Source organism: Georgenia sp. Marseille-Q6866 (assembly GCF_965111665.1).
The window spans coordinates 33,192-59,294 of record NZ_CBCOOR010000011.1 but is presented as its reverse complement, the minus strand read 5'-3'; the positions used below and the strand labels follow the sequence as shown (position 1 = coordinate 59,294).

Sequence of the window (26,103 nt, the reverse complement as noted above, 5' to 3'; positions counted from 1 at the left end):
GAAGGGGCGTGCGTTACGCGTTGCGCAGCGCCAGGGCGACGTTGTGGCCGCCGAAGCCGAAGGCGTTGTTGACGCCCACGACGTCCCCGGCGGGCAGCTCGCGCGGCTTGTCGCGGACGAGGTCGATCTCGAGGTCCGCGTCCATCTGGGTGACGTTGATCGTCGGGGGAGCGGTGCGCTCCTTGATCGCGAGGACGGTGAAGATCGTCTCCAGCGCACCGGCGCCGCCGAGGAGGTGGCCGGTCATCGACTTCGTCGCGGAGATCGTCACGTGGTCGGCGTCCGAGCCCAGGCCGCGGCGGATCGCGGCGGCCTCGATGCCGTCACCGACGGGGGTGGACGTCGCGTGGGCGTTGACGTGGACGACGTCGCGGCCGGTGACGCCCGCGTCCTCCAGCGCGAGGCGCATGGCCCGCTCCTGCCCGGCGCCGGTGGGGTCGGGCGGGGCGATGGCGTACGCGTCGGACGTCATGCCGACGCCGCAGATCTCGGCGTACACGCGCGCGCCGCGGGCGGCGGCGTGCTCGGCGCTCTCCAGGACGACGATCCCGGCGCCCTCGCCCATGACGAAGCCGTCACGGGTGGTGTCGTAGGGCCGCGAGGCACCCGCGGGGTCGTCGTTGCGCGTGGACAGCGCCTGCATCTTGGCGAAGGCGGCGAGTGGCATCGGGTGGATCGCGGCCTCGGTGCCGCCGGCGACGACGACGTCGGCCCGGCCCGAGCGGATCATCTCCACGCCCATGGCGATCGCCTCCGCGCCCGAGGCGCAGGCGGACACCGGGGCGTGGGCCCCGGCGCGGGCGCCGACCTCGAGGGAGACGTAGCCGGCGGGGGAGTTGGGCATGAGCATGGGCACGGTGAGCGGCATGACGCGACGTGCGCCGCGCTCCTTGACCGTGTCCCAGGCGTCGAGCAGCGTCCAGACACCACCGATCCCGGAGGAGACCACGGCGCCGAGGCGCTCCGGCTCGACCTCGGGTGCGCCGGCGTCGGCCCAGGCCTCGCGCGTGGCGATGACGGCGTACTGGGCGCTGGGGTCCATCTTGCGGGTCTCGTTGCGCGCCAGGACGTCGGCGGCGGGCACGGCGAGCTGGCCGGCGAAGGTCACCGGGATCTCGTAGCGCTCGGACCAGTCGTTCTCGAGGGTGCGCACACCCGAGCGTCCGGCGAGCGCACCGGCCCAGGTGGAGGGCACGTCGCCGCCGAGCGGCGTGGTGGCTCCGAGCCCGGTGACGACGACGGTGGGGGTGGCCATGACAGCTCCTCGGGTGTGGCGGGGTGTGGGGACGACCGGCGGCAGCGCCGCCCCGGTCGACTCGGTCAGGCGTTCTGGGCGCCCTGGATGAAGGAGACGGCGTCCTGGACGGTCGCGAGGTTGGCGACCTCCTCGTCGGGGATGCGGACCTCGAACTTCTCCTCGGCCAGCGTCACGATCGTCATCATCGACAGGGAGTCGATGTCGAGGTCGTCGGTGAAGGACTTCTCCGGGAGGACCGCGTCGACCGGCAGGCCGGTCTCCTCGTTGACGATCTCCGCCAGTCCAGCCAGGATCTCCTGCTCGCTGTAAGCCATGCGCGTTGCTCCAATTCGGTGTGGGTTGGTCGAAAACAGTGTGGTCTACGACGTGCTCGTCGCTCCGGGCGACGCGCCCGTCACGGCAGGGCCACCACCTGGGCCGCGTAGGCGAGACCGGCGCCGAAGCCGATCTGCAGGGCCAGGGCGCCGGACTCCACCGCACCCTCCCGCTGCAGCCGCTCGGTCGCGAGCGGGATGGAGGCGGCGGAGGTGTTGCCGGTCTGGGCGATGTCACGCGCGATGACCACGGACTCGGGCAGCCCGAGCTGCTTGGCGAGCTGGTCGATGATGCGCATGTTCGCCTGGTGGGGGATGAACACCTCGATGTCCTCCGGGCGCAGCCCCGCGGCCTCGATGGCCTCCTTGGCCACCTTCGCCATCTCGAAGCTCGCCCACTTGAAGACCGTGGGGCCCTTCTGGCGCAGCGTCGGCCACGAGGTGTCGGTCCCGTCGCGGAAGGTGAGCCACGAGTGGGTCTGGTAGATCGCGTCGGCCTGACCGCCGTCGGAGCCCCACACCGTGGGGCCGATGCCCGGGGTGTCGGACGGGCCGACGACGGCGGCACCCGCGCCGTCGCCGAGGATGAAGGAGATCGTCCGGTCGGTCGGGTCGATGAAGTCGGACATGCGCTCCGCGCCGACGACGAGCACGTACTCGGCGGTGCCGGCCCGCACGAGCGCGTCGGCCTGGGCGATGCCGTAGCAGTACCCGGCGCACGCGGCGGAGATGTCGTAGGCCGCGGCCGGGGTCGCGCCGATGCGGTCGGCGATGATCGTCGCCAGCGCGGGGGTCTGCTCGAGGTGGGTGACGGTGGCGACGATGACGGCGCCGAGCTGGGAGCCCTCGATGCCCGCGGCGGCCAGCGCCCGGCGGGCGGCCTCCTCGGTCATCGCCGCGATGGTCTGCTCGTCGGTGGCCCGGCGGCGCTCGATGATCCCCGTGCGCTGCTGGATCCACTCGTCGGAGCTGTCGATGGGCCCGACGATGTCGTCGTTGGGCACGACGTTCTCACCGCGCACGCCCCCGATGCCGAGGATGCGCGAGTAGGTGGTCGGCTGCGCCGAGCGCAGGGTGGGACGGGTCATCGGGAGCCTCCGTGCTCGCGCACCAGCTCGCGGGCCGCGTCGATCTGGTCGGGGGACTTCAGGGCGAGGGTCTGCACGCCGGGCAGCGTACGTCGGGCCAGGCCGGTGAGGACACCGGCGGGCGCCAGCTCGATGACGGCGGTGACGCCGAGCTCGAGCATCGTCTGGCAGCACAGGTCCCAGCGGACCGGGCGGGCGACCTGGGCGACGATCCGCTCGAGGGCGTCGGCTCCGGAGGTGACGGCCGCGCCGTCGGCGTTGGACAGGAGGGTGGCGCGCGGGTCGGCCGGCGCGATCGCCGCGGCGGCGGCACGCACCTGCTCGACGGCGGGGGCCATGTGCTCGGTGTGGAAGGCGCCGGCCACCTGGAGCGGGACGACGCGGGCCTTGGCGGGCGGCGCGTCGGCGAGCGCGGTGAGCTGCTCGAGCGTGCCCGCGGCGACGACCTGCCCGCCGCCGTTGACGTTGGCGGCGGTGAGCCCGTGGGCGGCGAGCGTGGCCTCGACCTCGGCGGGGTCCCCGCCGACGACGGCGCTCATGCCGGTGGGCGTGACGGCGGCGGCCGCGGCCATCGCCCGTCCCCGCACCCCGACGAGCGTGAGGGCGTCCGTGGCGCTCAGCGTGCCCGCGACGGCCGCGGCGGCGAGCTCACCGACGGAGTGGCCGGCGGTGACGCCGACGGCGCTGGTGTCCTCACCGAGCAGGGCCTGCAGGGAGAGCAGGGACGCGGCGACGATGAGCGGCTGCGCGTACTGCGTGTCCCGGATCGTCTCGGCGTCGGCCTGCGTGCCGAGCTGGCGCAGGTCCACCTCGGCGGCCTCGCTGAAGGCCTCGAGGGACGCGTCGAGAGCGGGCAGCTCGAGCCAGGGGCTGAGCATGCCGGGGGCCTGGGCGCCCTGACCGGGGCAGAGGATGGCAAGCACGGATTCCACTCTGCCAACAAAACGATGCCCGCCCCCGCCTACGACGCCTACCAACTCGATTCCGAGGCCTTGTGGAGTGTCCACAAACCCGGGGCTCCGGCGTCGTCAGGGTGCGACGCCGGTCACACGCCCGAGTGGTCTCCCGCCCCGGCGGAGAGCCGGCCGACGACGAGCGCCACCTGGAGGACGAAGGCCTCCCGCGGGACCGTCGCGTCCCAGCCGACCACCTGGGAGATGCGGCGCAGGCGGTAGCGGACGGTGTTGGGGTGGACGTACAGCGCCCGGGCGGCGGCCTCGAGGGAGCGGCCCTGCGCGAGGTACTCGCCCAGCGTCTCCAGGAGCGGGCCGCCGGTCGTGGCCAGGGGCCGGTAGATCTCGGTGAGAAGGGTGCGGCGGGCGAGCGGGTCGCCGTTGACGAGGCGTTCGGGAAGCAGCTCGTCGGCCTCGACGAGCTCGGGGGCGTCGGGCCAGGCCGGCGCGGCGATGAGGCCGGCGAGCGCGGCGCGGGCCGAGCGTCCGGCGTCGGCGATGTCGGCGACCTGCGGGCCGATGACGACGGTGCCCGGACGCAGCCGCGGCATGAGGGAGTCGGCGGCGGCGCGCAGCTCCTCACCGCCGAGGACGACGACGAGCCGGTCGCCCTGGATGCCCACGAGGGCGTCGGCGGCGGCGCGGCGGCAGGCGCGGCGCAGCTCGGCGGTGCTGCGCTCGTCGAGCGGGCCGCGGGTGGTGCCGACGAGGACGACGGTCGAGCCGGTGCCCGACCACCCGAGCGCGGAGGCGCGCGAGCGCAGGGAGGCGTCGGTGTCGCCGCGCACGAGGGAGTCGACGACGAGCGCCTCGAGGCGGGCGTCCCACGCGCCGCGGGCCTCGGCGGCGCGGGCGTAGACCTCCGCGGCGGAGAAGGCGACCTCGCGGGAGTAGCGCAGGACGGCGTCGCGCAGGTCGCGCTGCTGTCCGGGGGCCGCGAGCTGGACGGCGTTGTCCTCGACGACCTCGACGACGAGCCGCACGAGTTGGAGCGTGTGCTGCAGGGAGATGGAGCGGGTGAGCTCCGGCGGCGCTGCGCGGAAGATCTCCGCCGCGTTGTAGGTGGCCGCCGAGGAGCTCTCGTACCAGGTGATGAAGGCGGCGATGCCGGACTGGGCGACGAGCCCGATCCACGAGCGGTCCTCGGCGGCGAGCTCGCGGTACCAGGGGATCTCGGCGTCGAGGCGCTTGAGCGCCGCCGAGGTGAGCAGGTCGGTCCCGCCGCGGAGACGACGGACGACGTCGGAGCTGTCGTGCGCGTCGGCGGAGGCGCTGCCAGGGACCATGGGCCAGAGCATAGGGGAGCGCTTGTGGGAAGCCGACAAGAGCGCCCGGCTGGTGAGAAAGGAGCGGCCGATGTGGCCGCCGGGCGACGCCGTCGGCGTGAGGGGAGAGCCATTCGCCAGTAGGGTCGAGGACATGGCTCTTCTCGCGCGACTGAAGGCGCTGCTCACCCGGCGCAGCCCGATGCGGCGGCCGGGTACCCGGCAGGCCACCACCGCTGCCCGCAGCGAGGACCTCCCGCAGGAGGCCACGCTGCGCGCCAGGCTGGTGGACGACCCCAACGACATCCAGGCGTTCCGGGAGCTGGCCGAGCTGGTCCGCCGCCGCGCCGACTCGGTGGAGCCGGTCGACCCGCTCATCGCCGAGCACGAGCACGCGGAGCACCACATCGGCGCCGACGTCGCGATCTGGGCACTGGCCGAGGAGCTGGCAGGCAACCCGCGGGCCTGGTACCCGCTCATCGAGCTCGCCCGCCTGTCCCTCCACGACGACCACGAGGGCGCGATGCGCCGTCTCAACGCGGCGTGCGAGCGGGAGCACACCGGTCTCGCGCTCGCCGAGGGCGTCCGTACGCTCCGCGAGGCGGAGCTGCCGGGCGACGGGCTCGGCCTGGGCGTGGGCCAGTGGTCCCCGCGCGACCACGTCGTCGAGGCCGGCCGGCAGATCGTGCTCGCCGCCCTGGACGCCGAGCGCCCGCTCGACGCGCGCCGGCACCTCGAGGAGCTCAAGGCCCGCGACGACGCCGAGACCCGCGCCGCCGTCACCGAGCTCGAGCCCCGCGTCGCGGCCGCCGAACGAGTCTGACGAGGCGCACGCCCCGCCGCCCACCCCCGCAGAACGTCGAGAGCCGGATTCCTCCGTGGAGGAATCCGGCTCTCGACGTCTCTGGCACGGGCGACGCAGCGGGACATCGGTCCCTCCTGCGTGCCCTCCCGGCTTGCTTGACTGGTGGCATCACCGCATCCGGTGCCACCCCCGAGGGTGTTTCCCCCGGCCCTCGGCCACCTGAGGAGGAATCCATGCCAGACACGATGCGCGCCGCCGTCGTCCCCGAGCTCGGCCAGCAGCTGACCATCGCGGACGTCCCCGTCCCCACCCCGGCCCCTACGAGGCGCTCGTGAAGGTCGAGTACACCGGCGTGTGCCACACCGACCTCCACGCCGTCCACGGCGACTGGCCGGTCAAGCCCGTTGCCCCCTTCATCCCCGGCCACGAGGGTGTGGGGACCGTCGTCGCCGTCGGTGACCGCGTCGAGCGCGTCGCGGTCGGCGACACCGTCGGCAACGCGTGGCTCGCCAGCGCGTGCGGCGAGTGCGAGTACTGCCAGACCGGCTGGGAGACGCTGTGCGAGTCCCAGCAGAACAGCGGCTACTCCGTCGACGGCTCCTTCGGCCAGTACATGCTCGTCGACTCCCGGTACTGCCCCGTCATCCCCGACGGCGTGGACCCGGCCGCCGCTGCGCCGATCCTCTGCGCCGGGGTCACCGTCTACAAGGGGCTCAAGGTCACCGACACCAAGCCGGGGGAGTGGGTGCTGATCTCCGGGATCGGCGGGCTCGGCCACATCGCCGTCCAGTACGCCGTCGCCATGGGGCTGCGCGTCGCCGCGGTCGACGTCGACGACAGCAAGCTCGAGCTCGCCCGCCGGCACGGGGCGGAGGTCACCGTCAACGCCCGCACGAGCGAGGACCCGGCCGCGGAGATCAAGGCCGCGACGGGCGGCGTGCACGGCGCCCTCGTCACCGCCGTCAACGCCCACGCCTTCCCGCAGGCCGTCGGGGCGCTGCGCCGGGGCGGCACGGTGTCCCTCGTGGGCCTGCCGCCGGAGCAGTTCCCGCTCGACATCTTCACCACCGTGCTCTTCGGCCTCACCGTGCGCGGCTCGATCGTCGGCACCCGCAAGGACATGGCCGAGGCGCTGGACTTCTTCGCCCGCGGCAAGATCAGCCCCACCTACACGGTGCGGCCCATGGAGGAGATCAACGAGATCTTCGCCGAGATGGAGGAGGGCCGGATCGACGGCCGCGTGGTGATGAGCATGGCCGACTGACCACCCCCAGAACGCCGAGAGCCGGATTCCTCCTCGGAGGAATCCGGCTCTCGGCGTTGCTGCCGGGGTTAGGAGTCGCCGCCCGCGGTGCCGGACTCGCCGGCGTTGACGTCGGACAGGCGGTAGCGCTCGGCCGCCTGGCGCGGGATGTCGGCGTCGATCTTGCCCTGGGCCGCGAGGGCCTGCAGCGCCTTGACCACCATCGAGTGGGAGTCGATGAGGAACTGGCGACGGGCCGCCGGACGGGTGTCGGAGTAGCCGAAGCCGTCCGCACCGAGGACGTGGTAGTCGCCCGGCACCCACTGGCGGATCATGTCCGGGACCATGTGGTCCCAGTCGCTCGTGGCGATGTACGGGCCACCGGCGTCACGCAGCTTGGTGGTGACGTAGGCCTCGCCGTGGTCACCGCCCGGCTCGAGCAGCCGCTGGCGCTCGACCTGGAGGGCCTGGCGGCGCAGCTCGCCCCAGCTCGTCACCGACCACACGCCGGCGCGCACGCCCCAGTCCTCGGCGAGGATCTCGCGGGCGTGGACCGCCCACGGGACACCCACGCCGGAGGCCATGAGCTGGACCCACGGACCGTCGCCCTCGGAGGGGACGATCTGGTGGATGCCCTTGAGGATGCCATCGACGTCGACGTCCTCCGGCTCGGCCGGCTGGACCATCGGCTCGTTGTACACCGTGAGGTAGTACATGACGTTCGGGTCGCGGGGGTCGTCGGCGCCGTACATGCGCTGCAGGCCGTCGCGGACGATGTGGCGGATCTCGTAGGCGTAGGCCGGGTCGTAGTTGACGAACGCGGGGTTCGTCTGGGCGAGCACGAGGGAGTGCCCGTCCATGTGCTGCAGGCCCTCACCGGCCAGCGTGGTCCGCCCGGCGGTGGCGCCGATGACGAAGCCGCGGGCCAGCTGGTCCCCGGCGGCCCAGAAGGCGTCACCGGTGCGCTGGAAGCCGAACATCGAGTAGAAGATGTAGACCGGAACGAGCGGCTCGCCGAGGGTGGCGTAGGACGTGCCGACGGTCTGGAAGACCGCCGCCGAGCCGGCCTCGTTGATGCCCATGTGCATGATCTGGCCGGTCTCGGACTCCTTGTAGGAGAGCATGAGGTCGGCGTCCACGGCGGTGTAGTTCTGGCCGTGGGTGTTGAAGATCTTCGCGGTCGGGAAGATGGCGTCCAGGCCGAAGGTGCGGGCCTCGTCCGGGATGATCGGCACGATGCGGCTGCCGATCTCCTTGTCCTTCATCAGCTCCTTGAGGAGGCGGACGAAGGCCATGGTCGAGGCGACCTCCTGCTTGCCCGAGCCGCTCTTGAGCACCTCGTAGGGCTTCTCGCCGGGCAGGGGCAGGCTGCCCTTGTCGCCGCGGCGCTCGGGGACGAAGCCGCCCAGCGCCTTGCGCCGCTCGAGCATGTACTGCAGCGCGGGGTCGTCCTCCTCGGGCCGGTAGTACGGCGCGTTGTACGGGTCCTCGAGCTGCTCGTCGGGGATCGGGATGCGCAGGGCGTCCCGGAGCATCTTGAGGTCCGTCGTCTTCATCTTCTTCATCTGGTGCGTGGAGTTGCGACCAGCGAAGCTCGGGCCCAGGCCGTAGCCCTTGACCGTCTGCGCGAGGATGACCGTCGGCTGCCCGGTGTGGTCCATGGCGGCCTTGTAGGCGGCGTAGATCTTGCGGTAGTCGTGGCCGCCGCGCTTGAGCGCCCAGATCTCGTCGTCCGTCATGTCCTTGACGAGCTCCTTGGTCCGCGGGTCGCGGCCGAAGAAGTGCTCACGGACGTAGGCGCCGTCGTTCGCCTTGTAGGTCTGGTAGTCGCCGTCGAGCGTCTGGTTCATGAGGTTGACCAGCGCGCGGTCCTTGTCGGCGTTGAGCAGGGAGTCCCACTCGCGGCCCCACAGGACCTTGATGACGTTCCAGCCGGCGCCGCGGAAGAAGGCCTCGAGCTCCTGGACGATCTTGCCGTTGCCGCGGACCGGGCCGTCGAGGCGCTGCAGGTTGCAGTTGACGACGAAGGTGAGGTTGTCCAGGCCCTGCTGGGCGGCGAGCTGGAGCATGCCGCGCGACTCGGGCTCGTCCATCTCGCCGTCGCCGAGGAAGGCCCACACGTGCTGCTGGGAGGTGTCCTTGATCCCGCGCTCGTGGACGTAGCGGTTGGTGAAGGCCTGGTGGATGGCCTCGGCCGGACCCAGTCCCATCGAGACCGTGGGGAACTCCCAGAAGTCCTGCATGAGGCGCGGGTGCGGGTAGGAGGGCAGCCCGCCACCGGGGTGGGAGTGCTCCTGGCGGAAGCCGTCGAGGTCGTCCTCGCTCAGGCGGCCCTCGAGGTAGGCGCGGGCGTAGTTACCCGGCGCGGAGTGGCCCTGGAAGAAGACCTGGTCGCCGCCACCGGGGTGGTCCTTGCCACGGAAGAAGTGGTTGAGGCCCACCTCGTAGAGCGTGGCGATCGAGGCGTAGGAGGAGATGTGGCCACCGACGGAGACGCCGGGGCGCTGGGCGCGGGTGACCATGACGGCGGCGTTCCAGCGGATCCAGCCGCGGTACTTGCGCTCGGCGGCCTCGTCGCCCGGGAAGTACGGCTCCTCGTGGACGCCGATGGTGTTGACGTACGGGGTGGTCATCGGTGCCGGCACGGCCACGTTGCGCTGACGGGCGCGGCGCAGCAGGTTGAGCAGCATGTACCGGGCCCGGGGGCCGCCGCGCTCGTCGATGAGACCGTCGAGGGACTCGAGCCACTCCTGGGTCTCAGCGGTGTCGATGTCCCTGACCTGGCTCAGCAGGCCGTCGATGAGCGGTCCAGATCCGTCCTGTGGACTCACACGTCCTCTTTCCCTCAGGCGTCGGCGCGCCGACGCGCGTGGCTGGTGCTCGGTATCAACCAGACTAGGCCCATTCTCGCGCCCGGAGGCAGTCAAAACCATGACCTGGGCCGTGCTCGGCTATGACCTTGGCAACAGGCGCCGACGCGACGCGGGGCGGTTCGTCTGGGATTGGGAACGTCCCGGCAGTAGCGTTGTGCCCGTCCCCACGACAGGTGGGGTGGATCGGCGCGACCGAGCGCCACCGAGATGAGAGTGGGAGTACACGTGGCAGCGACCGCTGGCCCTGATGCCGGCAGCCGGTTCGGCTTCACCCCCGGGCAGGAGATCCAGGAGTTCGGGTACGACACCGACGTCGACGAGGCGGTCCGTTCGGCCGTCTCGGACGTCACGGGGACGGACCTGGTGGACGAGGAGTACTCCGACGTCGTCGACGGCGCCATCATCTGGTGGCGCGAGGACGACGGCGACGAGAGCGACCTCACCGACCTCCTCGTCGACGCCCTCGACAACCTGGACGACGCCGGGACGATCGTCGTCCTCACCCCCAAGCCGGGCCGTGGTGGCCACGTCGGGCCCGCCGTCGTGGAGGACGCGGCCCGCACCGCCGGCCTCCAGCCGACCGGTTCCGTCGGCGCCGGGGCCGACTGGAACGGGCTGCGCCTGCTCGCCCGTGGTCGCGGTCGCTGACAGGGCGCCAGTCCTCGAGCTGCCCGACACGCACGGCACCCCCGTGCGTGTCGGTGGTGTGCGCGCGCGGCCCCAGCTCGTCGTCTTCCTCCCCTTCGCGTTCTCGCGCGTGTGCGGCGGTGAGCTGCGCGCGCTCGTCGACGAACCGGTCGACGGCGCCGACGTCGTCGCCGTCACCTGCGACCCCGTCTTCACCCTGCGCGCGTGGGGGGAGCAGGAGGGCGTGACCTTCCCGCTGCTGTCGGACTTCTGGCCGCACGGGCAGGCCGCGCGCGCCTTCGGGGTGCTCGACGACGCGTCCGGCGCCCCGCAGCGGGCCACCTTCCTCCTCGACGACGACGGCGCCGTGGCCTGGTCCGTGCGCTCACCCGCCGGGGTGGCGCGGTCCGTCGCCGACTACCGCGCCGCCGTCGCGGCGCTGTGACGGGCCCCGGCGTTCACGCCCGGGAGTGGACGGTGACGGCGTAGCCGTCGGGGTCGCGGAAGGACAGCTGCAGGCCGAAGGGACCCTCGACGGGTGCCCCCGCGACCGGCGCGCCGGCCTCCACGAGCCGTTGGTGTAGGCCGGCCACGTCGTCGTGACGGAACCACACGCCGACCCCGGCGCCGAGCTCGCCGACGGCGTCGAGGTCCACGCCGGGGAAGGGGTCGCGCACCGCGAACGCGGCGCCTCCTGCGCCGGCGAGGACGACCGCCGCCGGGTTCGCAGCGGGCAGCCGCGTGAGACCGACCGTCTCCTCGTAGAAGCGGGCCGAGGCCTCCTTGTCCCGTACCTGGAAGGAGACGAAGTCGGGTCCTGTCGTCGTCGTGCTCATGGTGGTCCTCTCGGGGAGCCGTGCTCGGTGTGTGTCAGCAGGCTGACACTCCGTCCACTCGTGTGTCAAACTGTTGACATGACGAGCGAGCGAGAGGTGACAGCGGCGGAGGAGCTGGGCGTGCTCATCAAGGAGACTCAGGCGGTCCTGCACCAGCGCATGGACGAGGTGCTCCGTCCCCTGGGGCTCACCGTGCCGCAGTACGCCTGCCTCCAGGCGCTGAGCGACATGCCCGGGATCACCGGGTCCGAGCTCGCGCGCCGGGCGTTCGTCTCGCGCCAGTCGATGAACGTCCTTCTCCAGGGCCTGGAGAGACGTGAGCTCGTCGAGCGCTCCGCCGAGCCCGGCCCGCGGCGTGAGCGGACCACGACACTGGCGCCGGCTGGCAGCGAGCTCGTCGCCCGCGCGCGCACATCGGTCGCGGCGGTCGCCGGCGCCCTGACGGCGCCGCTCGGCCCGGACGACGTCACCCGCCTCCGCAGCCTGCTCGTCACGTGCCGCGACGCCCTGCTCGGCACGGACACCGACCGCTGACCAGTACGCTTGCCCCTGGCAGCCGCTCGGCTGCCTGGGGCCTGTAGCTCAGTTGGTCAGAGCGCCGCGTTTACACCGCGGAGGTCGTCGGTTCGAGGCCGGCCGGGCCCACCGTCACGGGGCGAGGTGCCAGCCGGGCCGACGCCCGGGCGGTGAGGCGTTCCAGGGGCCCGCGGCCGAGCAGCAGGGCCCAGAGCGTGCACCCGAGGAGCAGGCCGGCGGCGAGGAACCAGAACAGCTGCGGGGGCTGGCTCCACCCGCCCGGCCCCATGACCGCCCAGATGGCGACGACGTGAGCCGTGTACGCCGTCAGCGGCATCGTCCCGACCGCGGCGAGCGGCAGGAGGACGTACCGCAGGGCCTCGCCCGTGAGGAGCAGGAGGCCGATGAGCGCGAGGGCGAGCCCGCCCGAGCCGAGGATCTCCATCGTGCCGCCGGAGTGTGGGCTGCTCGAGAGGAACGCGCTGAGCATGGTCCCGCCGACGTCCGCGGTGGCGACGGCGTCCGGGTAGGTCGCCCACCCGTTGGCGTCCTCCTCGAGGGCGAGGTCGTCACTCGGGAACTCGGTGTAGTCCTCCTCCGGGTAGCAGGAGAGGTAGCCGTCCCCGTAGTCCTCGCACACCATGCCGGTGAGGTCGGCCTCGTCGCCGGGGACCATCTCGGGCTCGTACCACTCGTCGACGAAGGACGACGAGCCGCTCTCCGACGAGAAGAACCAGCTGCTGTCGTCCCCGTACTGGTCCTGGGCCCAGACCCCGCCGACGGTGTAGCCGACCGCGGAGAGCACGACGCCGGCTGCCAGGGCCAGGGCGGCGGTCTTCCGCCTCGTCACGTCGAGCCGGCCCAGGGCGAGCCCGGCGAGCATGAGCGCGGTCCACACGATGATCGAGTAGGTGCCGTCGAGGACGAACGAGATGCCGCTGCCCGAGGGCGACAGTGCGAGCGCCATGAGCCCGGCGACCAGGGCGGGTCCGGCGACGGCCAGGCTCGCGGCCCAGATGACGATCCTGGACACGCGCATGCCGATGAACAGGATCGCGAGCGCGTACACGGCGCCGTAGAACGTGAGGATCACCGCGATGCTCGTGCCGAGGAGCTCGAGCACGAGGCCGATCGCGAAGATCACCAGGCCGCGCGCGACCAGCCGCAGACGCGCGTGCGCCAGCTCGGGCCCGGCCGGGATGCGGGTGCGGCCGGTCATGATCGCGATCGAGATGCCCGCCAGCACGGCGAAGAGGATCGACGAGCGTCCGTTGACGAGGTCGACCCACGTCGAGGGGTCGTCCCAGCGCAGCTCACCGGGGAGGGCCGCGGTGTGCGCGGCCGCCATGCCGAGGACCGCGATCCCGCGGGCGATGTCGAGGGCCACGACGCGCGGGGCGCGCCCGAAGCTCCTCAGGCGGCCGGGCCCGGGCTGCGCTGTGGGCGGTGCCAGCGAGGCCACGAGCGTGTCCGGCCGCGGGGGCAGGGGCAGGGTCGTCGTCATGACGCGTTCCTTCGCGATGGAGCAGACGGGGCGCGCGACTGCACGCCCGGGCACGTCCAACGAAACGCTCAGGGTCAGCCCGGTGTCGCAGAGTGCTCCCGAACCTTACTGCTGAGCGGCTCGTCCCGGGCGTGACGTCTCGCCCGGGCTAGGTGCTCTCCCGCACGACGAGCGTCGCCGGCATCGTCACGGACTTCGTCGCGCTGCCGGCGACGATCTCGAGCAGGAGGGAGACCATCTCGGCGCTGATCCGGTCGAAGGGCTGGCGCATCGTCGTGAGGGGCGGGTCGAGGTTGACTGCGAGGCCGGAGTCGTCGAAACCGCCGACGGCGACGTCCTCGGGGATGCGCCGCCCGGCGCGCCGCAGCACGGTGATCGCGCCGGCGGCCATGGCGTCGGACGCCGCGAAGATGGCGTCGAGGTCCGGTGCGCGCTCGAGCAGCTCCGCCATCGCGGCCGCGCCGGACTCCGTGCCGTAGTCGCCGTGGGCGACCAGCGCGGGGTCGTAGTCCGCGCCGAGCTCCGCGCGGTAGCCCTCGAGGCGGTAGCGGCCACCGGGCAGGTCGAGCGGCCCGGTGATCGTCGCGATGCGCCGGCGGCCCCGCTCGCGCAGGTGCGACACCATCTCGCGGGCGCCGCCGGCCTCGTCGACCGAGACCGACGCGACGCGGTCGGTGCGCCCCAGGGGAAGTCCGCAGGACACCATCGGCACGCCGCCCGCGAGGAGCTCGTCGAGCAGCGGCTCGTTCTCGTGGGAGGAGATGAGCATCGCGCCGTCGACGTGGCCGGCCTCGACGTAGGCGACGACGTTCTCCCGCTCCTTCGGCGTGCCCGCGACGAGGAGGGTGAGGGTCATCTCCCGGGCGGCCAGCGCCTCGGCCGCGCCGCGGAGCAGGGGGGCGTAGGTGGGGTCGGCGAACAGGCGGTCCTGCGGCTCGGCGAGGAGGAACGCGATGGCGTTCGCGCGGCCGGTGGCCAGCGAGCGGGCGTGCTGGTTGGCCCGGTAGCCGGTCTGCTTGATGGCCCGCTCGACGGCGTCCCGCGCCTCGGGGGAGACCCACTTGCCGCCGTTGAGGTAGCGCGAGACCGTGCCGCGCGAGACGCCGGCCTCCGCCGCGACGTCACGGATCGTCGGGCGGCGGCGCGCGGCCTCGCCAGCCGGTGCCGCGGTCGCCGTCGAGCTCGTGTTCACCGGGCAGACCATACGCCGCTCCGGGAGGTCACGGGAACGGACTGTGCCCGATCACAGTGGGATCAGCAGACCGAACATTCCCGATCGTTGTCGCACTTGACATCCCAGGCTGTGCGCGGTCACAGTATGGGCACGGCGCAGCACCCGCGCCGGTTCCACCGAGGCGACGGAGCGTCATGTCGAACCACCCCTGGCCCACCCCCGCGACGATCGCGTACGGGGGTGACTACAACCCCGAGCAGTGGCCTCGGGAGGTGTGGGACGAGGACGTCGTCCTCATGCGCGAGGCCGGCGTGACGATGGTGAGCGTGGGCATCTTCTCCTGGGGGCTCCTCGAGCCCGAGGAGGGCGTCTTCGACTTCGCCTGGCTCGACGAGCTGCTCGACCTCCTCCACGCCAACGGCATCGCCGTGGACCTCGGCACCCCGACCGCCTCCCCGCCCGCCTGGTTCTTCGCCACCTACCCCCACGCGCTCGCCGTCGACAAGCACGGCGTCGTCCAGGGCTCGGCTCGCGCGGCATGGCCTCCCACTCCGCGCCGGAGTACCGGCAGGCCGCCACCCGGATCGCCGGTGAGCTCGCCCGCCGCTACGGCCAGCACCCCGCCGTCGTCATGTGGCACGTCCACAACGAGTACGGCGTGCCGGTGGGCGAGGACTTCTCCCCGAACGCCGTCGCCGCCTGGCGCGAGTGGCTGCAGGAGCGCTACGGCAGCCTCGACGCCCTCAACGCCGCCTGGGGCACCGCCTTCTGGGGCCAGCGCTACGGCCGCTGGGAGCACGTCGTCGCCCCCGCGGCCACGCCCACCACGGTCAACCCGGCGATGAAGCTCGACTGGGCCCGCTTCACCGACGACCAGCTGCGCGCCTGCTACCGCGCCGAGCGCGACGCCATCCGCGCCCACGCCGACCAGCCGGTGACGACGAACTTCATGGCCCACCAGTCGTGGAACACCGACCTGTGGAAGTGGGCGCAGGAGGTGGACATCGTCTCCGACGACCACTACCTGTGGTCACCGGACCCGGACGCCCACGTCGCGCTCGCGCTGTCCGCCGACCTCACCCGCTCCGTCGCCCGCGGCCGCCCGTGGATCCTCATGGAGCACTCGACCTCCGCCGTCAACTGGCAGGGGCGCAACATCGCCAAGCGCCCGGGGGAGATGCACCGCAACGCGCTCACCCACGTGGGCCGGGGCGCCGACGGGATCATGTTCTTCCAGTGGCGCGCCTCCCGCTCCGGCGCGGAGAAGTTCCACTCCGCGATGGTGCCCCACGCCGGCCCCACGAGCCGCGTCTTCCGCGAGGTCGCCTCCCTGGGCGCGCGCCTCGGCGCCATCGGGGAGCTGCAGGACACCCGTGTGCGGGCGCAGGTCGCCGTGCTCTACGACTGGGAGTCGCTGTGGGCGCAGGACCTCGAGTGGCGTCCCTCCGACGCCCTGCAGTTCCGTGAGCGCATGCGCGCCTACTACGAGCGGCTGTGGCGTGACGGCGTCCAGGTCGACTTCGCCCACCCGGGCGACGACCTCTCCGGCTACCGCCTCGTCGTCGCCCCGGCCTCCTACCTCCTCACCGAGGCGCAGGGGGAGAACCTCACCCGCTACGTCGCGGGCGGCGGCACCCTCCTCGTCTCGTGCTTCGCGGCCGTCGTCGACGAGCACGACGCCGTCCACCACGGCGGCTTCGGCGCCCCGCTGCGCGACGCGCTGGGCCTCACCGTCGAGGAGTTCCTCCCCATGCGCGAGGGCGAGAGCTGCGCCGTCGAGCTGGACGGGCAGAGGCTGCCCACCGACGTGTGGGCCGAGGACGTCGCCGTCGACGGCGCGCAGGTCCGCGGCACCTACCGCGGCGGGCCGGCCGACGGCGCCCCCGCCGTCACCCGTCACGAGCACGGCGACGGCGTGGGCTGGTACGTGAGCACCCGGCTCGACGTCGCGGCGCTCGCCCCCGTCCTCGCCGCCGTGTACGACGACGCCGGGATCGCGCCGTCGTCGGACCCCGAGGGCGTGGAGCTCATGACCCGCCACGGCGAGACCGCGGACTACGTCGTCGCCGTCAACCACCGCGACGACGCCGTCACCGTGCCCGTCGAGGGCACCGAGCTGCTCAGCGGCGCGGCCGTGACCGGCACGCTCACGCTCCCGGCCGGCGAGGTGGCCGTGGTCCGCACGACGCCCGGGGGTGGTCGCTGACGCGGCCGGGGAGGCCCGTGGGGGGCGGTGAAGGACAGCAGCACGACGGTGGCCGCGACGACGTGGCCACCACCAGAGGTACCGAAGGTGCCCCTTCAGAGAGGAAGAGCAATGCGCAAGTATCTAGGAGTCGGTGCCTCGCTCGTGGCGACGGTCGCCCTGGTCGCCGCCTGCGGCAGCGACGACCCCAAGCCGGCGGAGAGCGCCGAGCCCGCCGCCACGCAGGAGCAGACCGGCGGGGGTGACGCGGAGGGCGCCGAGCTCGTCGTGTGGTCCGACGCCGAGCGCAACGAGGCCATCGCCGACGCCGCGGCGGCCTTCGAGGCCGACACCGGCGCCACCGTCACGGTGGTGCAGAAGAACTTCGAGGACCTGCGCGCGGACTTCCTCGCCCAGGTGCCCACCGGTGAAGGCCCCGACATCACGGTCGGCGCCCACGACTGGCTCGGCGAGTTCGTCGAGTCCGGCGTCGTCGACACCATCGACCTCGGCGAGCGCGCCGCGGACTTCGAGCAGGTCACCCTCGACGCCCTCACCTACGACGGCCAGCTCTACGCCCTGCCCTACGCGCAGGAGACCGTCGCCCTCATCCAGAACGTCGACCTCGTCGGCGAGGAGACCCCCGAGACCTGGGACGAGCTCATCGCGATGGCCGAGGAGGCCGGCTTCGCCGAGCGCCCGATCGTCTTCTACACCAACGGCACGGAGGGTGACATGTACACCTCCTACGCCTTCCAGACCTCCTTCGGGGCACCGGTCTTCGTCCAGGCCGAGGACGGCTCCTACACCAGCGAGGTCGGCCTCGGCGGCGAGCCGGGCCTGGCCTACGCGCAGTGGCTGTACGACAACGGCCAGGCCGGCACCGGCTACTTCACCGACACGGTCGACTACGACATCGGCAACGAGCTCTTCTCCACCGGTGAGTCGCCCTTCATCGTCCAGGGCCCCTGGACCATCCCGACCTACCAGGACGCCGGCGTGAACGTCGCCGTCGGCCCGGTGCCGTCCGCGGGCGGGGAGACCGCCGCGCCCTTCGTCGGCGTCCAGGGCTTCTACCTCTCCGCGCAGTCGGACAACGCGCTGCTCGCCAACGAGTTCCTCGCCAACTACATGTCCACCGACGAGGCGCAGCAGGCCCTCTACGAGGCCGACCCGCGCATCCCGGCCCTCACCACCGTCGCCGAGCAGGTGGCGGACGACCCGGTCATCGCCGGCTTCCTGTCCTCCGCCCAGAACGGCGTGCCCATGCCGAACATCCCCGAGATGGGCGCCGTGTGGGAGTTCTGGAACCCCGTCCAGATCGCCCTCATCAAGGGTGAGGACCCGCAGGACGTCTGGCCGACCATGGTCAGCAACATCGAGTCCGCGATCGCCGACTGACAGCGCCTGCCGGGTCGGGGCGCAGCGCGCCCCGACCCGGCAGGCACAGACCCGAAGGAGTCGAGATGTCCGTCGGTCAGGAGGGCGTGACGCGCCCGTCCGCGCCCACCGAGGGCCACGCCCGCAGCTGGAGAGGACCCGGCTGGGGCTTCCTGCTCAAGCTCGCCGTCATGATGGTGGTCAACGCCCTGGGCGTGGCCGCGATCCTGTCGGCCTACAGCGCCCGGTCCTGGGTCATCCTCGGCGTCCTCGTGCTGCTGCTCGTCCTGGCGGACTGGATCTACTTCACCCGCCGGGCCGTGCCGCTGAAGTACCTCTACCCGGGGCTCGTCTTCCTCGGGGTCTTCCAGATCTTCACGATGGGCTACACCGGCTACGTCGCCTTCACCAACTACGGCACCGGGCACCTCGGCTCGATGGAGCAGGCCGTGGACGCGGCCCTCATCCAGGACGAGCGCCGGGTCGAGGGCGCGCCCTCCTACCCGCTGGCCCTCGTCCGCGAGGGCGGGGAGCTCGGCTTCGCCGTCACCGGTGAGGACGGCGTCGTGCGGGTCGGCACCGAGGAGCAGCCGCTCACCCCGGTCTCCGGCGCCGTCGTCGACGAGCGCGGGGCCGCCGTCGAGGTCCCCGGCTGGGAGGTTGTCCCGCGCGCCGACCTCTTCTCCGACGCGGCCCTCCAGGAGGCGGCCGCGGACCTGCGCGTGCCCGTCTCGGAGGACGCCGAGGACGGCGCGATCCGCACTCGCGAGGGCTCCACCGGCACCGTCTACACCTCCAGCCTCGAGTGGGACGAGCAGGCGCAGACCCTCACCGACACCGAGACCGGCACGGTCTACTCCCCGGACGACCGCGGCAGCTTCGTCAGCCCCGAGGGGGACCGGCTCGCGGCCGGCTGGTACGTGGGTGTGGGCTTCGACAACTTCGTCCGGGCCTTCACCGACGCCGACTACGCCGGGCCGCTCCTCAGGGTCACGCTGTGGACCTTCGCCTTCGCCGCCCTCACCGTGCTCTCGAGCTTCGGCCTGGGCCTGCTCATCGCCCTCATCTACAACGACACCCGGGTGCGCGGCCGCAAGGTGCTGCGCACGGTGTTCATCCTTCCCTACGCCTTCCCCGCGTTCATGTCCGCCCTCCTGTGGCGCGGCATGCTCAACCAGGAGTTCGGCGTCATCAACGAGTGGTTCTTCCTCGGCGCGGGCGTCCCGTGGCTCAGTGACCCGTGGCTGGCGAAGATCGCCGTCCTGTGGGTCAACCTGTGGCTCAGCTACCCGTACTGGCTGCTCGTCACCACCGGCGCGCTGCAGGCCCTGCCGGCCGAGACGATGGAGGCGGCGCGCATCGACGGCGCCGGGCGCTGGCGCCAGTTCCGCTCGATCCAGCTGCCGCTGCTCATGGTCTCGACGGCGCCGCTGGCGATCTCCTCCTTCGCCTTCAACTTCAACAACTTCACGATCATCTACATGCTCACCGGCGGCGGCCCGGCGTTCCCCGGCGCCACCGTGCCGCTCGGGTCCACCGACATCCTCATCTCCGCGATCTACCAGATCTCCGGCGTCTCGGGCGGGCGGGCCGACTACGGCCTGGCCAGCGCGCTGTCGATCATCGTGTTCATCGTCATCGGAGTGATCTCGGCCCTCGCCTTCCGCCGCACCCGCAAGCTCGAGGAGATCTAGCCATGGCCTCGTCGCAGAAGACGCCCCGCCCGACCACCCGCCGTCGGCGCTGGTGGGCGGAGGTCGGCTGGAAGTACCCCGTCGCCGTCGTCGTCGTGTTCTACGCGGCCTTCCCGCTCGTCTACGCGCTGTCCGCGTCCCTGGACCCGCGCGGCTCCCTCGCCGGCTCCTCCTCGCTGTTCAGCGAGCTCAGCCAGGCGAACTACGCCGCGCTCGGCGGGACGATGTACTGGACGTGGGTGGCCAACACGCTGCTCGTCTGCAGCGCGGCCGCCGTCGGGGCGGTGCTCATGGGCGGCGCGGCCGCCTACGCCTTCTCCCGCTTCCGCTTCACGGGGCGGCGCGCGTCGCTCACCACGCTGCTCATCATCCAGATGTTCCCCCAGACGGTCGCCTTCGTCGCCGTCTTCCTTCTCCTCATCGCACTCGGGGAGGTCGTGCCGCAGCTGGGCATCAACTCCAAGATCGCGCTCATCTGCGTCTACCTCGGTGGCGCGCTCGGGGCCAACACCTTCCTCATGTACGGCTTCTTCAACACCATCCCGATCGAGATCGACGAGGCGGCCCGCATCGACGGCGCCGGGCACGCGAAGATCTACTGGCAGATCATCGTGCCGCTCGTGACGCCGATCCTCGCCGTCGTCGGCCTCCTCGCCTTCATCTCCTCCTTCGGCGACTTCATCCTCGCCCGCATCGTGCTCACCGGTGAGGACAACTGGACGCTCGCGGTGGGGATGTACCAGTGGGTGTCCAACCAGCTCACCTCGCGGTGGGGCCTGTTCGCGGCCGGCTCGATGGTCGCCGCCGTCCCCATTCTCGTGCTCTTCCTCTCCCTCCAGCGGTACATCGTCGGCGGCCTGTCCGCCGGCTCCGTCAAGGGCTGAGCACACCTGCAGGACCTCCCGTGCGGCCCGCACGGGAGCAGATCGACGACGATCGACGGAAGGACTGACATGGCAGGACGCACAGGACGGGCGGCCGTGGTCGCCGCGGCGAGCGCCGCCCTCGTGGGCGGGGCGCTCGTCGCACCGGCCGGGGCCGACGACGGACCCGTGGACGCGGGGATCACCGTGCCCCGGGTTGAAGGCATGGGGGAGGACTGGATCAACGGCGCCGACTTCTCCTCGGTGCTGTCCCTCGAGGAGAGCGGCGTGACCTTCCGCGACTTCGCGGGCAACGACGCCGACCTCTTCGAGGTGCTCGCCGACGCGGGCGTCAACTGGGCCCGCATCCGCGTGTGGAACGAGCCCTACCTCGAGGCGGACCCGACGAAGGGCTACGGCGCCGGCAACGTCGACGCCGACCGCGCCACCGAGATCGGCGTGCGCGCCACCGAGGCGGGCATGCGCGTGCTCGTCAACTTCCACTACTCCGACTTCTGGGCCCACCCGGGGCAGCAGTACTCCCCGCGGGCGTGGCGCGAGCTGAGCCAGGAGCAGCGGGTGGAGGCGCTGTACGACTACACCACCGAGACCCTCGAGCAGATGGAGGCCGCCGGCGTCGACGTCGGGATGGTCCAGATCGGCAACGAGACGACGAACGGCGAGATCGCCGGCACCCGCGGCTGGGACCGCACCGCCGAGCTCTTCGACGCCGGCTCGCGCGCCGTGCGCGACACCCTGGGCGACGACGTCAAGGTCGCCGTCCACTTCACCAACCCCGAGCGGGCCGGCCAGTACGCGTCCGTCGCCCGGGAGCTCGACGAGCGCGACGTCGACTACGACGTGTTCCTCAGCTCCTACTACGCCTTCTGGCACGGCACGCCGGAGAACCTCACGGCCGTGCTCGACCACGTCGCCACCACCTACGACAAGGAGGTGGCGGTCGCCGAGACGTCGTGGACCTACACGCTGGAGGACGGGGACGGCCAGCCCAACTCCGTGCGCAGCGTCGACGGCCCCTACTCGGCCTCCGTCCAGGGCCAGGCGCTCGCGGTGCGGGACGTCATGCAGGCCGTGGCCAACGTGTCCGACGGGCGCGGGATCGGCACCTTCTACTGGGAGCCCGCGTGGCTCCCGGTCGGCCCGCCCGAGGACCTCGAGGAGAACTGGGAGCTGTGGCAGCGCGACGGCTCCGGCTGGGCCACGACCTACTCCCAGGAGTTCTACGACCCGGCCGGCGGCTGGTCCGAGGACCTCGACCCCGCAGACTGGGCCGACGACTTCGGCGGCTCCGGCTGGGACAACCAGGCGCTCTTCGCCCACGACGGCACCCCGCTGGAGTCCCTGCGCGTCTACGAGTACGCGCGCACCGGCTCTGTCGCCCCGCGTGAGCTCGACGCCGTCGAGAGCCCGCAGCTGTCGGTGCTCGAGGGTGAGCCGGTGCTGCTCCCGGAGACGGTCTCGGTGTCCTACACCGACGGCACCTCCGAGGAGCAGGGGGTCACCTGGCTCGACTCCACCGACTGGATCCTCGGCGCCGGCACCTACGCGGTGCGCGGCACGACCGAGGCAGGTCACGCGGTGACCGCGACCGTCACCGTCCGGTCCGAGGACGCCGAGGGCGTCAACCTCGTCGTCAACCCCGGCTTCGAGGACGGCGTGGAGCCGTGGACCGGCTCGGGCACCGGGTACACGATCAGCTCGACGAGCGACCCGCACGAGGGGGCCCGCTCGGCGCACTTCTACTCCGCGACGCCCTACAGCTTCTCGATCGAGCAGGTGCTCCGGGACGTCCCGCCGGGTGAGTACCGGCTCTCCGCCGTGGCCCACGGTGGCGACGCCGGCCCGGAGGACACGATGAGCATCTCCGCGGCCTCGGGCATCTCGACCGTGTCCGCGAGCTTCACCACCGACGGGTGGCAGAGCTGGCAGCACCCGCAGACCGAGCCGATCACCGTCGGGGCCGACGGCGTCGTGACGATCCGCGCGGACCTCAGCCTCAGCGGGGGAGCGTGGGGCGCGCTCGACACCTTCTCGTTCGTCGCGGTGAGTGAGGCGGAGGCCGTGGACACGTCTGCTCTCGAGCAGCTCGTCGCGCTCGCGGGGGATCTCGACCGGGACGCGTACACGGAGGGGTCGCTGGCCGTGCTCGACGCCGCGCTCGCCCGCGCCGGCTTCGTCCTCGACTCGCCCGCTCCCGGCCAGGCGAGCGTGGACGCCGCGGTCCTCGAGCTGCAGGCGGCGCTGGACGCGCTCGCGGAGCGGCCCGACCCGACCGACCCGCCGACGGACGGCCCCACCGACCCGCCGACGGACCCGACCGACCCCGTCGCGCCGCCGACCGAGGACGCCGACGCGGGAGGCCCCGCTGACCGGCCCGGCACGGGCGACGGCAACGGCGAGCTGCCCCGGACCGGCGTCACCCTGCCGCTGCTCACGGTCGCCCTCCTCCTCGGCCTCGGTGCCACGGCGCTCGTTGCGCGCCGCCGGGTGAGCGGGCAGGAGTAGCGCAGACCAACGGGCCGTGGCCACCCCCAGCGGGTGGTCACGGCCCGTTGCTCGTTCAGCGGCCGAAGAGGCGGGCGAGGAAGCCGGCGTCGACCTTCTCGTGCCCGTGGCAGCGCTCGGCGGGCGGCACGTCACGCATGACGTCGTCCACGTGCTCGCCGCAGCCGGCCCAGGTCGTCTTCTGGCAGGTCGTGCACGTCACCGGTCGGCACATCGGGGGTTCTCCTTTGGGTGGTGGTGGTCAGGCGAGGGACAGGAAGAGCTTCTCGAGCTCGCCGGTGGTGAGGCCTTCGCGCTCCTGGGTGCTGTCGGGGTCCACGAGGCACTCCTCCATCGCCGTGGCGACGATGGCGAAGCCGGCGCGGTTGAGCGCGTGGGTGACCGCAGCGAGCTGGGTGAGGACGTCACGGCAGTCCGCCTGGCCGTCGACGGCGGCGATGACGCCGTCGAGCTGGCCACGGGCACGGCGGAGGCGGTTGAGGACACGGCGCCGGGCGGCGTCGTCGGGGGTCTTCACGGGTGGTCTCCCTCTGCTCAGGCGGGCTGGTGGACGCGGGGGGCGAGGAGCGTACGGGCCCGCTCGCCGAGGACGGCGCGCAGGGTCAGCGTGCCGCCCGACAGCGACGCGGAGTCGAACCCGGCCTGCGCCAGCACCCGGTGGGCGATGGCGGAGCGCACGCCCGAGGCGCACATGACGCGCACCGGGCGGCCGGCCGCGGCCTCCCGGATCTCGTCGAGGCGCCCGCGCAGCTCGGTGTGGGGGACGTGGAGGGCGCCGGGCAGCATGCCGGTCGCGACCTCGGCGGCGCTGCGGACGTCGAGGACGAGCGCGCCGGCGAGGACGTCGTCGACGTCGCGGGCGTCCCACAGTCGCAGCGTGCCGTCCAGGACGTTCGCGCCGACCATGCCGACGAGGTTGACCGCGTCCTTCGCCTGCCCGTAGGGCGGGGAGTAGGCGAGGTCGAGGTCGATGAGGTCGGCCACCTCCGCCCGGTGGCGGATCGCGGTGGCGAGGACGTCGATGCGCTTGTCGACGCCGTCGGTGCCCACCGCCTGCGCCCCGAGCAGGAGGCCGTCCTCCTCGCGGACGTGGACGACGAGGTGGATCTGGTCGGCGCCGGGGAAGTAGCCGGCGTGCTGGTTCGGGTGCAGGTGGAGGGTGCGGTAGGCGATCCCCGCACCGTCGAGGGCCGCGCGGTTGGCTCCCGTCATCGCTGCCGTGAGCTCGCCGACGCGGACGATCGCCGTGCCCAGCGGCTGGGGGACCGGGCGTGCGGCGTGCGGGCGCAGGATGTGGTCGGCGACGAGGCGACCGGCGCGGTTGGCGGGTCCGGCCAGGGCCACCGGGCGGCGCACACCCGTGACCGGGTCGGTGCTCACGGTCGCGTCACCAACGGCCCACACGCCGGGCAGGGACGTGCGGCCGTGCTCGTCGACGACGATCGCGCCACGCTCGGTGGCCACACCGGCGCGCTCGAAGGCCGCGGTGTCGGGGCGGACGCCGACCGACAGGACGACGAGGTCGGCCTCCAGGCGGGTGCCGTCGGTGAGGACGACGACGTCGTGCTCAGCGCCGGAGAGGACCTCCTGGGCGCCGGTCCCGGCGTGGACGGAGATCCCGAGCCGGCGCAGCTCCTCGGTGACCGGCCAGGCGAGCTCCGCCTCGAGCGGGGGCAGCACGTGCGGCGCGAGCTCGACGAGCGTGGTGTCGAGGCCCTGCGCGGCGAGCGCCTCGGCGGCCTCGACGCCGATGAAGCCGGCTCCGAGGACGACGGCGCGGCGGGCGCCCCCGTCGACCTGCCTGCGCAGGGCGACGGCGTCGTCGACGGTGCGCAGGGTGCGCACGCGCGGGGAGTGGACGCCGGGCAGCGGGGGACGCACGGCACGGGCGCCGGGGGAGAGGACGAGCGCGTCGTAGCCGATGCGCTCCTCGCCGCGGGCGGTGCGCACGAGGACCTCGCGCGCCGCGGCGTCGAGCCCGACGACCTCGTGGCCGGGGCGCACGTCGAGGTCGAGAGCCGCGCGCAGCCGTTCGGGGGTCTGGACGAGGAGGTCGTCGGCCTCGGCGATCTCGCCGCCCACGTAGTACGGCAGGCCGCAGTTGGCGAAGGAGACGTGCTCCCCGCGCTCGAGGACGATGATCTCCGCGCTCTCGTCGAGCCGGCGCGCGCGGGCGGCACAGCTCATGCCGCCGGCGACGCCGCCGACGACGACGATGCGGGTCGGGGAGGAAGTTGTCATGTGACGACGATATACCCCAGGGGGTATCCGGTCCCCGCGGACGAGGCATGACGTCCGCCACGTCCGCGTCGAGCCGACTGTGCGGCCCGAGCCGCGGGATGGGGAGGCCAGGCGGACCAGGATGCGAGATGTCCCCGCGGACGTCACCGGGCCGGTGAGGGCAGGGACGAGGATGGGCGCAGCGGCCGGGCCGGCCGCGAGACGAGCCAGTCCACCGAAAGGTCCCACCATGAGCGTCACCGACGAGCTCCTCCGCAACGCCGAGGCCTACGCCGCCGGCTTCACCAAGGGAGACCTGCCCATGCCGCCGGCGCGGCACGTCGCCGTCGTCGCCTGCATGGACGCGCGGCTCAACCCCTTCGGCCTGCTCGGGCTGGAGGAGGGGGACGCTCACGTCATCCGCAACGCCGGAGGGGTCATCACCGAGGACGAGATCCGCTCACTCGTCATCAGCCAGCGCCTCCTCGGGACCCGGGAGATCATCCTCGTCCACCACACCGACTGCGGGATGCTCACCTTCACCGACGACGACTTCAAGGCCCAGATCGAGGCCGACACGGGCATCCGGCCGCCGTGGGCCCCGGAGTCCTTCCGCGACCCGGCCGAGGACGTGCGGCAGTCACTCGCCCGGATCGCGGCGAACCCCTTCGTCCCGCACAAGGACCAGGTTCGCGGCTTCGTCTACTCCGTCACCGACGGGACGCTCACCGAGGTCGAGTAGCGCGCTGCGCGACCCGGGTGCGGCAGGGCTAGCCTCT

General features: G+C 72.6%; 22 protein-coding genes, 1 tRNA gene and 3 pseudogenes. 14 read left to right on the top strand and 12 right to left on the bottom strand.

What is annotated here, in order from left to right; all coding sequences use genetic code 11:
* Positions 1-13: 13 nt before the first annotated feature.
* The 5 genes from fabF to ACWPXV_RS10830 form a co-directional block, all read right to left on the bottom strand.
* Complete coding sequence (fabF, locus tag ACWPXV_RS10850; RefSeq protein WP_454085245.1) at positions 14-1,255, bottom strand: beta-ketoacyl-ACP synthase II; 1,242 nt, start codon at positions 1,253-1,255, stop codon at positions 14-16.
* Positions 1,256-1,320: 65 nt separating this feature from the next.
* Positions 1,321-1,572, bottom strand: coding sequence for an acyl carrier protein (locus tag ACWPXV_RS10845; RefSeq protein ID WP_152191752.1), 252 nt, complete (start codon positions 1,570-1,572; stop codon positions 1,321-1,323).
* An 80-nt stretch (positions 1,573-1,652) separates the two neighbouring features.
* Complete coding sequence (locus ACWPXV_RS10840; protein ID WP_454085244.1) at positions 1,653-2,660, bottom strand: beta-ketoacyl-ACP synthase III; 1,008 nt, start codon at positions 2,658-2,660, stop codon at positions 1,653-1,655.
* The gene (locus tag ACWPXV_RS10835; RefSeq protein ID WP_454085243.1) at positions 2,657-3,583 is read right to left on the bottom strand and encodes an ACP S-malonyltransferase; all 927 of its coding nucleotides are present in this window, start codon (positions 3,581-3,583) and stop codon (positions 2,657-2,659) included. The genes ACWPXV_RS10840 and ACWPXV_RS10835 overlap by 4 nt, the downstream gene beginning before the upstream one ends.
* A 122-nt stretch (positions 3,584-3,705) precedes the next feature.
* On the bottom strand, positions 3,706-4,899 hold the full coding sequence (locus ACWPXV_RS10830; RefSeq protein ID WP_454085242.1) for a PucR family transcriptional regulator: 1,194 nt from the start codon (positions 4,897-4,899) through the stop codon (positions 3,706-3,708).
* 133 nt (positions 4,900-5,032) lie between these two features.
* Here ACWPXV_RS10830 and ACWPXV_RS10825 point away from each other — a divergent pair, with 133 nt between their 5' ends.
* Positions 5,033-5,701: a hypothetical protein gene (locus ACWPXV_RS10825; RefSeq protein ID WP_454085241.1), complete on the top strand. Its 669-nt coding sequence runs from the start codon at positions 5,033-5,035 to the stop codon at positions 5,699-5,701.
* A gap of 227 nt (positions 5,702-5,928) precedes the next feature.
* Positions 5,929-6,947, top strand: a pseudogene (gene adhP / locus ACWPXV_RS10820) (alcohol dehydrogenase AdhP).
* A gap of 68 nt (positions 6,948-7,015) precedes the next feature.
* Here the strand turns inward: adhP and aceE are convergent.
* The gene (gene aceE, locus ACWPXV_RS10815; protein ID WP_454085240.1) at positions 7,016-9,757 is read right to left on the bottom strand and encodes a pyruvate dehydrogenase (acetyl-transferring), homodimeric type; all 2,742 of its coding nucleotides are present in this window, start codon (positions 9,755-9,757) and stop codon (positions 7,016-7,018) included.
* A gap of 267 nt (positions 9,758-10,024) precedes the next feature.
* Here aceE and ACWPXV_RS10810 point away from each other — a divergent pair, with 267 nt between their 5' ends.
* Together ACWPXV_RS10810 and ACWPXV_RS10805 are read left to right on the top strand one after the other, a co-directional pair.
* The gene (locus tag ACWPXV_RS10810; RefSeq protein ID WP_251302769.1) at positions 10,025-10,447 is read left to right on the top strand and encodes a DUF3052 domain-containing protein; all 423 of its coding nucleotides are present in this window, start codon (positions 10,025-10,027) and stop codon (positions 10,445-10,447) included.
* A gap of 43 nt (positions 10,448-10,490) precedes the next feature.
* Complete coding sequence (locus tag ACWPXV_RS10805) at positions 10,491-10,871, top strand: redoxin domain-containing protein (RefSeq protein ID WP_454085239.1); 381 nt, start codon at positions 10,491-10,493, stop codon at positions 10,869-10,871.
* Positions 10,872-10,884: 13 nt separating this feature from the next.
* Here the strand turns inward: ACWPXV_RS10805 and ACWPXV_RS10800 are convergent, their stop codons facing one another.
* Positions 10,885-11,262, bottom strand: a complete 378-nt coding sequence (locus ACWPXV_RS10800) for a VOC family protein (protein WP_454085238.1) — start codon at positions 11,260-11,262, stop codon at positions 10,885-10,887.
* A 78-nt stretch (positions 11,263-11,340) separates the two neighbouring features.
* Here ACWPXV_RS10800 and ACWPXV_RS10795 point away from each other — a divergent pair, with 78 nt between their 5' ends.
* The 4 genes from ACWPXV_RS10795 to ACWPXV_RS10780 all read left to right on the top strand — a co-directional run bounded on the left by ACWPXV_RS10795 (position 11,341) and on the right by ACWPXV_RS10780 (position 12,566).
* A complete protein-coding gene (locus ACWPXV_RS10795; RefSeq protein ID WP_454085237.1) occupies positions 11,341-11,796 on the top strand; it encodes a MarR family winged helix-turn-helix transcriptional regulator in 456 nt (151 codons plus the stop codon).
* 37 nt (positions 11,797-11,833) lie between these two features.
* Positions 11,834-11,907 (top strand) — tRNA-Val (locus tag ACWPXV_RS10790).
* A gap of 275 nt (positions 11,908-12,182) precedes the next feature.
* Positions 12,183-12,308 (top strand): hypothetical protein, encoded by a 126-nt coding sequence (locus ACWPXV_RS10785; protein ID WP_258369121.1) that lies wholly within the window; start codon positions 12,183-12,185, stop codon positions 12,306-12,308.
* A 117-nt stretch (positions 12,309-12,425) separates the two neighbouring features.
* Complete coding sequence (locus tag ACWPXV_RS10780; protein WP_454085236.1) at positions 12,426-12,566, top strand: hypothetical protein; 141 nt, start codon at positions 12,426-12,428, stop codon at positions 12,564-12,566.
* A 59-nt stretch (positions 12,567-12,625) separates the two neighbouring features.
* On the opposite strand, the pseudogene ACWPXV_RS10775 reads toward ACWPXV_RS10780, so the two are convergent.
* Both ACWPXV_RS10775 and ACWPXV_RS10770 read right to left on the bottom strand, forming a co-directional pair.
* Positions 12,626-13,282: pseudogene (locus ACWPXV_RS10775) on the bottom strand (heparan-alpha-glucosaminide N-acetyltransferase domain-containing protein); the annotation flags it as partial.
* A gap of 148 nt (positions 13,283-13,430) precedes the next feature.
* Positions 13,431-14,474, bottom strand: a complete 1,044-nt coding sequence (locus ACWPXV_RS10770; RefSeq protein ID WP_258369124.1) for a LacI family DNA-binding transcriptional regulator — start codon at positions 14,472-14,474, stop codon at positions 13,431-13,433.
* A 176-nt stretch (positions 14,475-14,650) separates the two neighbouring features.
* On the opposite strand from ACWPXV_RS10770, the pseudogene ACWPXV_RS10765 reads away from it, so the two are divergent.
* The 5 genes and pseudogenes from ACWPXV_RS10765 (at position 14,651) to ACWPXV_RS10745 (ending at position 23,104) form a co-directional block, all read left to right on the top strand.
* Positions 14,651-16,662 (top strand): annotated as a pseudogene (locus ACWPXV_RS10765) (beta-galactosidase).
* Positions 16,663-16,773: 111 nt separating this feature from the next.
* A complete protein-coding gene (locus ACWPXV_RS10760) occupies positions 16,774-18,042 on the top strand; it encodes a sugar ABC transporter substrate-binding protein (protein ID WP_454085235.1) in 1,269 nt (422 codons plus the stop codon).
* A gap of 65 nt (positions 18,043-18,107) precedes the next feature.
* On the top strand, positions 18,108-19,715 hold the full coding sequence (locus ACWPXV_RS10755) for an ABC transporter permease subunit (RefSeq protein ID WP_454085234.1): 1,608 nt from the start codon (positions 18,108-18,110) through the stop codon (positions 19,713-19,715).
* Positions 19,716-19,717: 2 nt separating this feature from the next.
* Complete coding sequence (locus tag ACWPXV_RS10750; protein WP_454085233.1) at positions 19,718-20,599, top strand: sugar ABC transporter permease; 882 nt, start codon at positions 19,718-19,720, stop codon at positions 20,597-20,599.
* Positions 20,600-20,668: 69 nt separating this feature from the next.
* Positions 20,669-23,104, top strand: a complete 2,436-nt coding sequence (locus ACWPXV_RS10745) for a glycosyl hydrolase 53 family protein (RefSeq protein ID WP_454085232.1) — start codon at positions 20,669-20,671, stop codon at positions 23,102-23,104.
* 55 nt (positions 23,105-23,159) lie between these two features.
* On the opposite strand, the gene ACWPXV_RS10740 is transcribed toward ACWPXV_RS10745, so the two are convergent.
* Genes ACWPXV_RS10740 through ACWPXV_RS10730 form a run of 3 tightly spaced genes read right to left on the bottom strand, consistent with a single transcriptional unit; the run spans position 23,160 to position 25,345 of the window.
* On the bottom strand, positions 23,160-23,306 hold the full coding sequence (locus ACWPXV_RS10740) for a hypothetical protein (RefSeq protein WP_454085307.1): 147 nt from the start codon (positions 23,304-23,306) through the stop codon (positions 23,160-23,162).
* A gap of 39 nt (positions 23,307-23,345) precedes the next feature.
* The gene (locus ACWPXV_RS10735) at positions 23,346-23,621 is read right to left on the bottom strand and encodes a metal-sensitive transcriptional regulator (protein WP_454085231.1); all 276 of its coding nucleotides are present in this window, start codon (positions 23,619-23,621) and stop codon (positions 23,346-23,348) included.
* Between the two features lie 17 nt (positions 23,622-23,638).
* Positions 23,639-25,345, bottom strand: coding sequence for an FAD-dependent oxidoreductase (locus tag ACWPXV_RS10730; RefSeq protein WP_454085230.1), 1,707 nt, complete (start codon positions 25,343-25,345; stop codon positions 23,639-23,641).
* Between the two features lie 229 nt (positions 25,346-25,574).
* Here ACWPXV_RS10730 and ACWPXV_RS10725 point away from each other — a divergent pair, with 229 nt between their 5' ends.
* On the top strand, positions 25,575-26,066 hold the full coding sequence (locus tag ACWPXV_RS10725; protein ID WP_454085229.1) for a beta-class carbonic anhydrase: 492 nt from the start codon (positions 25,575-25,577) through the stop codon (positions 26,064-26,066).
* The last annotated feature ends 37 nt before the right edge of the window (positions 26,067-26,103 follow it).

Excerpts from the sequence above, each read along its gene's own strand:
- ACWPXV_RS10845 (WP_152191752.1), bottom strand. The coding sequence starts at position 1,572 with ATGGCTTACAGCGAGCAGGAGATCCTGGCTGGACTGGCGGAGATCGTC.
- ACWPXV_RS10750 (WP_454085233.1), top strand. The coding sequence starts at position 19,718 with ATGGCCTCGTCGCAGAAGACGCCCCGCCCGACCACCCGCCGTCGGCGC.
- ACWPXV_RS10725 (WP_454085229.1), top strand. The coding sequence starts at position 25,575 with ATGAGCGTCACCGACGAGCTCCTCCGCAACGCCGAGGCCTACGCCGCC.
- ACWPXV_RS10825 (WP_454085241.1), top strand. The coding sequence starts at position 5,033 with ATGGCTCTTCTCGCGCGACTGAAGGCGCTGCTCACCCGGCGCAGCCCG.
- ACWPXV_RS10830 (WP_454085242.1), bottom strand. The coding sequence starts at position 4,899 with ATGGTCCCTGGCAGCGCCTCCGCCGACGCGCACGACAGCTCCGACGTC.
- fabF (WP_454085245.1), bottom strand. The coding sequence starts at position 1,255 with ATGGCCACCCCCACCGTCGTCGTCACCGGGCTCGGAGCCACCACGCCG.
- ACWPXV_RS10795 (WP_454085237.1), top strand. The coding sequence starts at position 11,341 with ATGACGAGCGAGCGAGAGGTGACAGCGGCGGAGGAGCTGGGCGTGCTC.
- ACWPXV_RS10800 (WP_454085238.1), bottom strand. The coding sequence starts at position 11,262 with ATGAGCACGACGACGACAGGACCCGACTTCGTCTCCTTCCAGGTACGG.
- ACWPXV_RS10755 (WP_454085234.1), top strand. The coding sequence starts at position 18,108 with ATGTCCGTCGGTCAGGAGGGCGTGACGCGCCCGTCCGCGCCCACCGAG.
- ACWPXV_RS10760 (WP_454085235.1), top strand. The coding sequence starts at position 16,774 with ATGCGCAAGTATCTAGGAGTCGGTGCCTCGCTCGTGGCGACGGTCGCC.
- ACWPXV_RS10840 (WP_454085244.1), bottom strand. The coding sequence starts at position 2,660 with ATGACCCGTCCCACCCTGCGCTCGGCGCAGCCGACCACCTACTCGCGC.
- ACWPXV_RS10785 (WP_258369121.1), top strand. The coding sequence starts at position 12,183 with ATGAGCGCGAGGGCGAGCCCGCCCGAGCCGAGGATCTCCATCGTGCCG.
- ACWPXV_RS10730 (WP_454085230.1), bottom strand. The coding sequence starts at position 25,345 with ATGACAACTTCCTCCCCGACCCGCATCGTCGTCGTCGGCGGCGTCGCC.
- ACWPXV_RS10745 (WP_454085232.1), top strand. The coding sequence starts at position 20,669 with ATGGCAGGACGCACAGGACGGGCGGCCGTGGTCGCCGCGGCGAGCGCC.